The 9,707-nt window shown below is 68.0% G+C and carries 7 protein-coding genes and 1 pseudogene; 3 read left to right on the top strand and 5 right to left on the bottom strand.

Translation table 11 applies throughout. The features are described 5' to 3' along the window. Positions 1 to 719: 719 nt before the first annotated feature. The 5 genes from ACTJJK_RS22530 to ACTJJK_RS22510 all read right to left on the bottom strand — a co-directional run bounded on the left by ACTJJK_RS22530 (position 720) and on the right by ACTJJK_RS22510 (position 6,641). Positions 720 to 1,394, bottom strand: a complete 675-nt coding sequence (locus tag ACTJJK_RS22530; protein WP_031372851.1) for a DUF481 domain-containing protein — start codon at positions 1,392 to 1,394, stop codon at positions 720 to 722. A 193-nt stretch (positions 1,395 to 1,587) separates the two neighbouring features. Continuing rightward, positions 1,588 to 2,541, bottom strand: a complete 954-nt coding sequence (locus ACTJJK_RS22525; RefSeq protein ID WP_223620700.1) for a dimethyl sulfoxide reductase anchor subunit family protein — start codon at positions 2,539 to 2,541, stop codon at positions 1,588 to 1,590. 105 nt (positions 2,542 to 2,646) lie between these two features. Beyond that, positions 2,647 to 3,459 (bottom strand): 4Fe-4S dicluster domain-containing protein, encoded by an 813-nt coding sequence (locus tag ACTJJK_RS22520; protein WP_031372849.1) that lies wholly within the window; start codon positions 3,457 to 3,459, stop codon positions 2,647 to 2,649. Next, positions 3,456 to 3,677: a hypothetical protein gene (locus ACTJJK_RS22515; protein ID WP_031372848.1), complete on the bottom strand. Its 222-nt coding sequence runs from the start codon at positions 3,675 to 3,677 to the stop codon at positions 3,456 to 3,458. Before ACTJJK_RS22515 ends, ACTJJK_RS22520 begins: the two co-directional genes overlap by 4 nt. A 54-nt stretch (positions 3,678 to 3,731) precedes the next feature. Further along, a complete protein-coding gene (locus ACTJJK_RS22510) occupies positions 3,732 to 6,641 on the bottom strand; it encodes a molybdopterin oxidoreductase family protein (RefSeq protein ID WP_440731299.1) in 2,910 nt (969 codons plus the stop codon). Between the two features lie 574 nt (positions 6,642 to 7,215). Between ACTJJK_RS22510 and ACTJJK_RS22505 the strand changes: the two genes are divergently transcribed. From ACTJJK_RS22505 to ACTJJK_RS22495, 3 genes and pseudogenes are all read left to right on the top strand, one after another. Next, positions 7,216 to 8,184: a helix-turn-helix transcriptional regulator gene (locus tag ACTJJK_RS22505; RefSeq protein ID WP_057916671.1), complete on the top strand. Its 969-nt coding sequence runs from the start codon at positions 7,216 to 7,218 to the stop codon at positions 8,182 to 8,184. Then, positions 8,184 to 9,110: a patatin-like phospholipase family protein gene (locus tag ACTJJK_RS22500; RefSeq protein ID WP_440731298.1), complete on the top strand. Its 927-nt coding sequence runs from the start codon at positions 8,184 to 8,186 to the stop codon at positions 9,108 to 9,110. Before ACTJJK_RS22505 ends, ACTJJK_RS22500 begins: the two co-directional genes overlap by 1 nt. A 349-nt stretch (positions 9,111 to 9,459) precedes the next feature. Further along, positions 9,460 to 9,707, top strand: a pseudogene (locus ACTJJK_RS22495) (hypothetical protein); the annotation flags it as partial.

Raw genomic sequence — 9,707 nt, 5'->3', positions numbered from 1 at the left:
ACGCGGGGATTTTTCATACGGGACATCCTTGTCCCGATGAAAAACGGCGCGCATCCCTGCGCGCCGCCCTCCGGGTCTTCGGTTGCCTTCGCTAGTTCGAGGCGACGCACAGCAACGACAAAATCCCGACAGCAGCGGCAACTTTGCTGTTTCTATTGCCGTTGCTGTTGCTGTTGCTGTTGCTGTGAAGAGCTTGGCGCAGCGGTGAACTTGCGAGAACACCTGGAGACCCGGAGGGCGGCGCACAGGACGTGCGCCGTTTTCCGATAAGACAGGGATGTCTTATCGGAAAATCCCCGCGCGCGCTGCGAACTCGCAGGGGAGCTTCGTCAAGGAAGGCCTTTTCTTTGGTTAGCTTTCTTTTGGGCCAGCAAAAGAAAGTAACCCGGCCGCGTCAGCGGACGGAAGCTTTAGATTTTGCTTCACCGCTCTGAGGTGAGAACGCCGACGTGACAAGTAGCGCGGTAGCGGCTCGCGCCGCTCCTACCCTTCGCGACAACACGCCGCTTCGATGAATGACATCGGCGTCACGGTCTATGCGCATCCCTTAGTCGCGGCTCGCGCCGCTCCTACCCAAAAGCGGACGCGCCGCCAACCGTAGGCGCGACAGCGGGCCAAAAGTAAGCGACCCGGCCGCTTTAGCGGGCAAACGCTGTGGTGCTTCTTTCAATGCTCCGGATCTTTCAATGCCGCGGATCGCAAAGCTCGATCGAGCGGAATCAAAACCGCCGAATCAACTCGATCGAACTTTCCGCACTCTCGCTGCCGCCACCGCCGTTCGAATCGTGACGGATCGCGAAGTCGGTTTCGAGTTTCCAGTACGGCCACAGATCCACGTCCAAACGCATCGACTGTTTGACGAAGGTGTCGCCGTGGCCGCTCTCGAACTGCACGCGCTGGCTCCAGCGCGCGCGGTCGCCGATGCGCTGGCCGATGCTGACTTCGCCGCGGAACACGGTGCCGGGGCGGTTGATGCCGTCGTCGTGGAGCGGGGCGAGGCGGTAGCCGGCGCCGAAGCTCAGGCCGACCTGGGTCGGGCCGTCGCGCAAGGCCTGCACGCCGTAGCGGGTGCCGATGCGGTAGTCGTTGGAGTACATGGCGCGACTGGTGCGCGAGGTCGCCGGCGCCCTGACCCCGCCGACGTGGCGTTGCGAGCCGGGCAGCAGCACGGTGCGCAGCGGCGGCAGATCGAGCGGGTCGATCTCCGGGCCCTTGGCGCGCCCGGACGTGGCCAGTCGCCATTCCTCGTCGCCGCAGCGGGTCGAAAAACAGTACAGACGCATCTGTGCCGGATCGCTCGCAATGGCGATCAGCGTCGGGTCGCCGCCGAAGGCGGGGGTCGGCAATGTCACCAGGGGCGCGCCCAGGAGGGCGAGCCCGATCGCACCGAGCATCGTCTTGGCTTGGGGCCGGAAGAGGCTGGGATGATGCCATGAAACCGGTTACAGGCACGAGACCGCGGACACGCCGGGATAGGTCCGATTCACCCGTCGGCGCACCCCTCCACGACCGTGAAAACGCCGCCTGGCGGGGCTTTGCGAAGAATTGCGGCGTGTTCCGGCGTATTTTGGCGCGAGCGGTCGTGGCTCAGTAGTACAGCGTCACCAGATGCCGGGCCTCGGCGAAGAACAGCCAGCGCTCGACCAAGGTACCGAGCAGCAGCGACAAGGTCGCGAGCGGCATCGCGAGCACGGCGACCGCCGGCAGCGCCAGCGCGATGATGCTCAGCACGACCGGCGCGACGGCGAACAAGGCCAGCGCGATCCGGCGCAACTTGCGCGAGTGCTTGCGCGCCAACACGTAGCCCATCTCGCGGGTGAGGTAGTTGTCTTCGGTGTGCGGGCGCTCGAACACGTCGAGTTCGCGTTGCGGCAGGCCGACCGCGTCGCCGCGGGTGACGGTGAGCGGGGTGCGGTCGATGTCGCGCCAATACCTGAGCTTGATCGCGGCCGTCAGCAATGCGAGCAGCAGCAACGCCCCCGACATTGCACGCCCGGCCGCGAACTCCCCGGGAATGGCGGCGAGCAGGGCCGCACCGCCGAACAAGGCGAAGAGCAGATAGCCGGGCACCACCAGGCGATGCCGCCAGGCGGGAATCGGTGGCAAGGAGGCGTAGATCATCGCCGTGCAGGCGACCGTGATCATCGAGCAGATCGCCAGCATGGCCGCCAGCGCCGCCGGTAGGATCGCGCCGGCATCGCGCAGCGGACTCGACGGCCACAACCACAGGCCTAACGCGAGCGCGGGCAGGTAAGTGACGACCGCCATGACGCCCTCGCGCGACAGCCAGGAGGTGCGCCATTGCGAGAACGCACGCCAGGCACGCGCTGGTTTGCCCAAGTGCAGCATCGAGCTGAGCAGGCCGACACTGACCAGTGCCAGCGCGGCGATCAGGGCGAAACCGATCGTCCTGTCGGACAGCGACTGCGGCGATCCGCTCAGCGCGTGCTGCCAGAACACGAATACGCCCAGCCAGGCCATCAGGCCGTAGCCGGCCCCGGACAAGGTGGTAAAGAAAATGACCGAAAACGCGGGATGCATATCAGCCTGCGAGTAAGCGACGAACGAGGACGGAGCCGGCAACGGTCCGATCCGCGCGAGCGGTACCGGTGCAGGCGCATTTCGGCGGCTGGGTTTCGCAGGGCTTCATCGCGACAGCATCCGGTCCAGCCAGCGCAGCGCCGACGGCAATTGCTTGGTGTCCAAGGCTTCCTCGCGCGGTGGGGCTTCGGCCGGTCCGGCGCGGCGCGGACGCGGCGGCAGGTATTTGTTGGTCGGCTGATAGCCCAGTTGCGCCATCAGGTCGACGCCGCCGCGTTCGGCGACGAGCTTGGAGACTTTGGACTCGGGGTCGCCGAGGTCGCCGAAATGACGCGCCCGGGTCGGGCAGGCCTGCACGCAGGCCGGCTGACGTTCGGACTCGTCGAGGTTCTCGTTGTAGATGCGGTCGATGCACAGGGTGCATTTCTTCATCACGCCTTCGACCGGGCTGTACTCGCGCGCGCCGTAGGGGCAGGCCCAGGAACACAGCTTGCAGCCGATGCATTTGTCCTCGTCGACCAGCACGATGCCGTCTTCGGCGCGCTTGTAGCTGGCGCCGGTCGGGCATACGGTCACGCAGGCCGGTTGTTCGCAATGCAGGCACGAACGCGGGAAGTGCAAGGTCATCGCCGGTTGCGGCGCCGCGACCTCGCCGCAGCCGCGCACCGGGTCGGCCAGCGGCATCGCTTCGGCGCGCGCGGGTGCGGCCTCGCTCGCGGCGACTTCGTAGCTGTGCACGCGGTTGAACCAGATGCCGGACGGATCCTTGCCGTAGGGGCGCTCGTCGGTGAGCGGCGCGGCGAAACCGCCGGCATTCCATTCCTTGCAGCTCACCGCGCAGGCATGGCAGCCGACGCAGGTGTCCAGGTCGATGACCAGACCGAGCTTTTTCTTCGACGGCGGCGGCAGATCGGTCATCGTTTTTTCTTTCCGGTAGCGAGCAACCACAGGCCCAGCGCGAACACGGTCAAGCCGATCGCCACGCTCGGCATCAGCGCGATCAACACCGGCGTGGCCGAAGTCGCGTGAGCGGCGGCGTCCCGGGTCGGGTCCAACACGCCGAGCCCAAGCAGGACGATCAGGCCGAAGCCGAGCGCGATGCACAGCCAACCGGCGAACAGGCGTGCGGTCCTCATCGGCGATGCTCCCTGCCGGTTTCGACGACGTTCGCGCAGCGCCGCATCGTCGATTCAATCCTGCTCACGCTTGCCCCCCGCGCGGCGAGCGCGAAATTCCGCGCCGTAGCGCAAGGGGCCGGGTTCGGCCTGGGCGAACGCGAGCGGGGCGAACTGCGGTTCGGATTCGCCGCGCGCGTTCTGCGCCGCATCGGCCTTGCGGATCGACACGCGCAGATCGAACCACGCCGCCTGCCCGGTGACCGGGTCGGCATTGGCGTAGTCGCCCTTCGGGGTGATGTCGGAGATCAGATGATTCATCAGGAAGCCCTTGCGGCTTTCCGGAGCGTCCTTGTCGAGCCGCCAGGCGCCGCGGCGCTTGCCGATCGCGTTCCAGGTCCAGACCGTGTCGGCCTGTACGTTGGCGGCGAAGCGCGCCTGCACGGTGATGCGGCCGTGGTGCGATTCCATGGTGATCCAGTCGGCATCGGCGATGCCGTGGCGCGCGCCGGTGTCCGGATGCAGATACAGGTAATTGCGCGCGACGATCTGGCGCAGCCAGGCGTTCTGCGACCCCCAGGCGTGGTACATGAACATCGGCCGCTGGGTCACCGCGCTGAGCGGGAATTTCGCGTCGACCTGATCGACCTGGGCGCCCTCGAAAGGTTCGTACCAGATCGGCAGCGGGTCGAAATAGGTCGCCACGCGTTCGCGGTGCTCCGGCGGCGGTTGCTGCGCGCCGTGGCCTTGCGCGGCCAGGCGGAACTTCTGGATCGTCTCCGAATACAGCTGCAGCACGATCGGGTCGGCGTGGCCGATGAAGCCCATCTTCTGCGCCCAGTCCAGATAACCGCGATTGGCCATCTTGTAGTAGCGCGCCGACTCCGGCACATGGCTGCGCCAGAAGCCGCCGTTGTCGATGTAGCGCTGCAACTGCTGCGGGTTCGGCGGGCCCTTGGCTTCGAGTTCGCCGTGTTCGCCGCGCCAGCCGGCGAGCAGGCCGACGCCGGGCGCGCGCTCGTGGCGCACGATGTAGTCGGCGTAGTCGCGGTAACGCGGGCTGCCGTCGTCGTGGACCATGCCGGGCAGGCCGAGGCGCGCGCCGAGTTCCAGCAGCACCGACTGGAAGCCGCGCACGTCGCGGCCTTCGCGCTGTTGCGCGGCGTCGACCACCGGATGGCGGATCGCGTCGCTGGCCGAGTCGGCATCGGAGATCGGCCGGTCGAGCAGGCTGATCGCGTCGAAGCGTTCCAGATAGGTGGTATCGGGCAGGACCAGATCGGCGTAGGCGGTCATCTCCGAGGCGTAGGCATCGGCGTAGATGATGCGCGGGATGCGGTACTCGCCGTCTTCGCCGCGATCGGTCAGCCAGCCGATGGTCTCGCCGGTGTTCATGGCCGAGTTCCAGCTCATGTTGGCCATGAACATCATCAGCGTGTCGATCTTGTACGGGTCGCCGGCCCAGGCGTTGCGGATCACGGTGTGCATCATGCCGTGCGCCGACAACGGATAGGCCCAGGAGAAAGCGTGGTCGATGCGGCGCGGCTGGCCGTCCGCGTCGACGACCAGGTCCTCGGGGCTGTGGACGAAGCCGAGCGGCGCGGCGTCGAGCGCGCCGTTGGGCTGGCGCGTCTTGCCGGGCCGGTTCGGCGGCGGGATCGGTTTCGGGAACGGCGGTTGATAGCGGAAGGAGCCCGGCGTATCGACCGCGCCGAGCAACAACTGCAGCACATGCAGCGCGCGGCAGGTATGGAAGCCGTTGCTGTGCGCGCTGATGCCTCGCATGGCGTGCATGCTGACCGGGCGGCCGGTCATTTCGGCATGCTGGCGGCCGTAGGCATCGGTCCAGGCGATCGGCAGGGTGATGGCTTGTTCGAACGCGGCTTCGGCGAGTTCGCGGGCGATGCGGCGGATGGTCTCGGCGGGGATGCCGCAGCGTTCGCTGACTGCGTCGGGCGCGTACTGCGGGTCGAGGTAGCGCTCGGCGACCAGATGGAACACCGGCACCACGCGACGGCCGTCGGGCAGACTGTATTCGCCGACCACGGCCGGCGCGATGTCAATCGCGTCGGCGGGGTGGGCGCGGCCTTGGCTCGCGTCGTCAGGTAGACCACGCGCCCAACACAGCGCACGTCCCTCGCCGTCGCGCGCGAACAGGCCGTCGTCGGCGCCGCCGGGATTGCGGATCACCAGCCAGTGCGCGTTGGTGTAGCGCACCAGGTAGTCCAGGTCGATGCGGTCGGCCTTGAGCAATTCGTGGATCAGGGCGAACGCGAACAGGCCGTCGGTGCCGGGGCGGATGCCGATCCATTCGTCGGCGATCGCGCCATAGCCGCTGCGCACCGGGTTCACCGCGACGATCTTGGCGCCGCTGGCCTTGAGTCTGCCCAGGCCGAGCTTGATCGGGTTGGAGTCGTGGTCTTCGGCCACGCCCCACAACATCAGATAACGCGAATGCTCCCAGTCGGGCTCGCCGAACTCCCAGAACGAACCGCCCAGGGTGTAGAGGCCGCCGGCGGCCATGTTGACCGAGCAGAAACCGCCGTGCGCGGCATAGTTGACCGTGCCGAACTGCTGCGCCCACCAACCGGTCAGCGCCTGCGACTGGTCGCGGCCGGTGAAGAAGGCCAACTCGTCGGGGTTGCGTTCGCGGATCGGCGCGAGCCAGTTGGCGGCGATGCGCAGCGCCTCGTCCCATTCGATCTCGCGGAATTCGCCCTTGCCGCGCTCGCCCACGCGCAGCAAGGGCTTATCGAGCCGCGCCGGCGAGTAGTGCTGCATGATGCCGGCCGACCCCTTGGCGCACAGCACGCCCTGGTTGACCGGGTGATCTGGGTTGCCCTGGATGTAACGGATCCGGCCGTCGCTGAGCCAGACCTTGATGCCGCAACGGCATGCGCACATGTAACAGGTCGTGGTCTTGACCTCGTCGCCGGGCGAGGGCGACAAGTCGATGGCTGGCTCTTGGGGAGCGTGCTTTCGCATGGCGGCATTGTGCCTACCTGGGCGTGTCGCCGCGAGCTTGCGCGAAATCCGGGCTTGTGCGTTGTAGCGCCATCGCACTGCAACATTGTGCAGGTCTTGTGATCGGGCTTGGCGTCGCGGCTGTCGGCGGGCTCGCGCAGTCGCAACCGTTGCGACCGCATGGGTGTCTAATGTCACTACTGCGCCGGCGCGCCGATCCAGATACTGCTCCCGACAACGGTTCTCGATACCGACGTCGTCGTAACCTCATCCGGTCGAGGGGAGTCGCTGCCGGTGCTGCCGGCCGGCGACCCGCTCGAAGCTGTCGGCGACTGGTCCTCGCGCGCGACCGTGCGCAGGCGTTCGCGTCGGCGCGACGAGGCTCGGCGAAGCCGGTCGCGGCCCGGGCGGCCCGCTCCGGCGGCGCTCCGGCCTGGCGGGCGCCGCGGTCAGCCCGGTAAACGCGGCGCCGGGGGCGGCGTTGCGGATATTGCGGGCTCGATCACGTACGATCCCCAAGTTCGATGGTGGCGGCCGGACAGCGGCCGGTGCCATGCTAGTTGCGACCCCACCGAATCCACTAGACATCGCCGACATGGAACGTATCGAACGCATCCACGCACTGCACCGGATTCTCACCGCAGCCCGGTATCCGGTCACAGTCCAGCGCCTCCAAGAGGATCTGGAGTGTTCGCGCGCGACTGTCTACCGCGACCTGGCCTACCTGCGCGACTATCTGATGGCGCCGGTGGTCGGCAACGGAGAGGCCGGTTTCCGCTACGACACCAGCGAAGGCGATCGCTTCGAGCTGCCCGGCCTGTGGCTGAGTTCGGAAGAGCTGCACTCGCTGTTGGCCGCGCAGCAGTTGCTGATGCGCAGCGGCGGCGGCGTGTTGTCGAACGCGCTCGCGCCCTTGCAGCAGCGCATCGAAAAGCTGCTCGACGAACATGCCGGCGGCCGACGCCTGCCGGTCGAGCGCGTGCGGGTGATTCCGCACCGCACCCGGCGCCTCGACGAGACCGCGTTCCGCGCCGTCGCCACCGCGGTGCTCGATCGCAAGCAGTTGACCTTCGAATACCGGGCGCGCTCGACCGACCAGCGCACCCGCCGCAGCGTGTCGCCGCAGCGCCTCACCCATTACCGCGAAAACTGGTACCTCGACGCCTGGGATCACGAGCGCGATGCGCTGCGCAGTTTCTCGGTCGACCGCATCAGCGCGGCCAAGATCGGCGAAGACACCGCGCGCGACGTCGCCGACGACGAGCTCGACCAGCACCTGGCTTCGAGCTACGGCATTTTCTCCGGCGCGCCGAAGGGCTGGGCGACCATCGTCTTCAGCGCCAAGGCCGCGCGCTGGGTCGCCGACGAGCACTGGCATTCGCAGCAGCAGGGCCGTTTCCTGCCCGACGGCCGCTACGAGCTGAAGGTGCCGTACAGCGCCGGACGCGAGCTGCTCATGGACGTGATGCATTACGGCAGCGATGCCGAGATCGTCGAGCCGGTGGTGCTGCGCGAACAGGCCAAGTCGATGCTGGAATTGGCGCTGAGCAACTACGGACGCTGATGCCCGGCGCCGACGCACCGCATATTCCCCGCGACGAACCGGTCGCCCTGGTGCTCGGTGCGGGCGGTGCCCGCGGGCTGGCGCAGATCGGCGTGATCGAGGCCTTGCAAGCGCGGTCGATGCGCATCGTCGCGGTCGCCGGCTCGTCCAGCGGCGCCCTGGTCGGCGGCCTGTTCGCCGCCGGCAAGCTCGAGGTCTACCGAGACTGGCTGTACGGCATGAGCCGCACCGCGATGCTGCGCCTGCTCGACCCCGGCCTGGGGCAACCGGGTCTGTTCCGCGGCGAGCGCCTGATGCACGCGCTGCGCGAACTGACCGGCGAGCCGCGCATCGAAGACCTGGAGATCGAGTTCACCGCGGTCGCGGTCGACCTGATCCGCCAGCGCGAAGTCTGGCTGCGCGAAGGCGACCTGTGGGACGCGGTGCGCGCGTCCATCGCCATCCCGGGCGTGTTTCCGCCTTATGAATTGCACGGCCGCGAACTCGTCGACGGCGGCCTGTTGGCGCCGTTGCCGATCGCGGCCACGCGTTTGTCCGATGCGCACCGTTTGATCGCCGTCGACATGCACGGCTGGCCGGAGCGGCCGCCGGGCGCGCTCGCCCAGCAGAACGGCGCCAAGGCGCCGGGCAGCGAGGTCGCGGAGTCGAAGCCTTCGATGCTGATGCGCTGGTTCCGGCGCGGCGCCGACGAGGCCCCCAACGGCGAACAACCGCCGCACGAGTTGGGCTTCAGCGAACTGATGGCGCGTTCGCTCGACATGATGCAGGCCCAGATCGCCCGCGTGCAGTTGGCCCTGGACCCGCCGGAGCTGGTCATCCGGATTCCGCGCGACGCCTGCCAGTTCTACGAGTTCTGGCGGGCCAAGGAACTGATCGCGCTGGGCCGCGAAGAAGCCGAGAAGGCGCTCGACAAGGCCGGTTACTGAGCTTCGGCTCGGGGGCGATCGCGCTTGGGTAGGAGCGGCGCAAGCCGCGACCGTGAGCCGCCCGGGCGAAGCGACCGCGGCCGCTGCGCTTTGTCGCGGTCGCGCTCGCGCCGCCGCCTCGCGCATGAGCCCGCGGCCCTTCCGCCATGGTTGCGAGCGAAGCTCCCGGCGTTTTGGTTCGCGGCCATGGGCCAGCCGCCCGCTCGAGTCGCCAGACCCGGCACAGCGTAAAGCCGACGTGCCGCACGGGCGGCGCGCCGATGAGCGGCAAGGAAGATCGCAGCCTCTGAGACGGCGCGGCGAGATGGTGGGGTCACCGACACTTACGCCCGCTTTCCGGAGCCTGGACATGACCGTCAGCACGTCTTCCGACCATTTCGCCGATGCCGTCCGCGCGGACCTCGACACCGCCCTGCGCTACGCCCTCGCCATCGGCAGCCTGTTGGTGCTGATGCTGCCGGCCGCGCGCGGCAGCCATGGCGCGATCGGCTGGTTGCCGTTGTGGCTGGTGGCGATGCCGGCGGTGGCCTGGTGGGCGCTGCATCGGTTCCGGCTGCCGGCCTGGGGCCAGGCCGAGGACGCCGAGGCTACGGTGGC

This window comes from Lysobacter sp. 22409 (assembly GCF_052045105.1).
Classification (GTDB): Bacteria; Pseudomonadota; Gammaproteobacteria; order Xanthomonadales; family Xanthomonadaceae; genus Lysobacter; species Lysobacter antibioticus_B.
The sequence above is the reverse complement of the archived record's forward strand: the minus strand, read 5'-3'. Positions and strand labels throughout refer to the sequence as shown.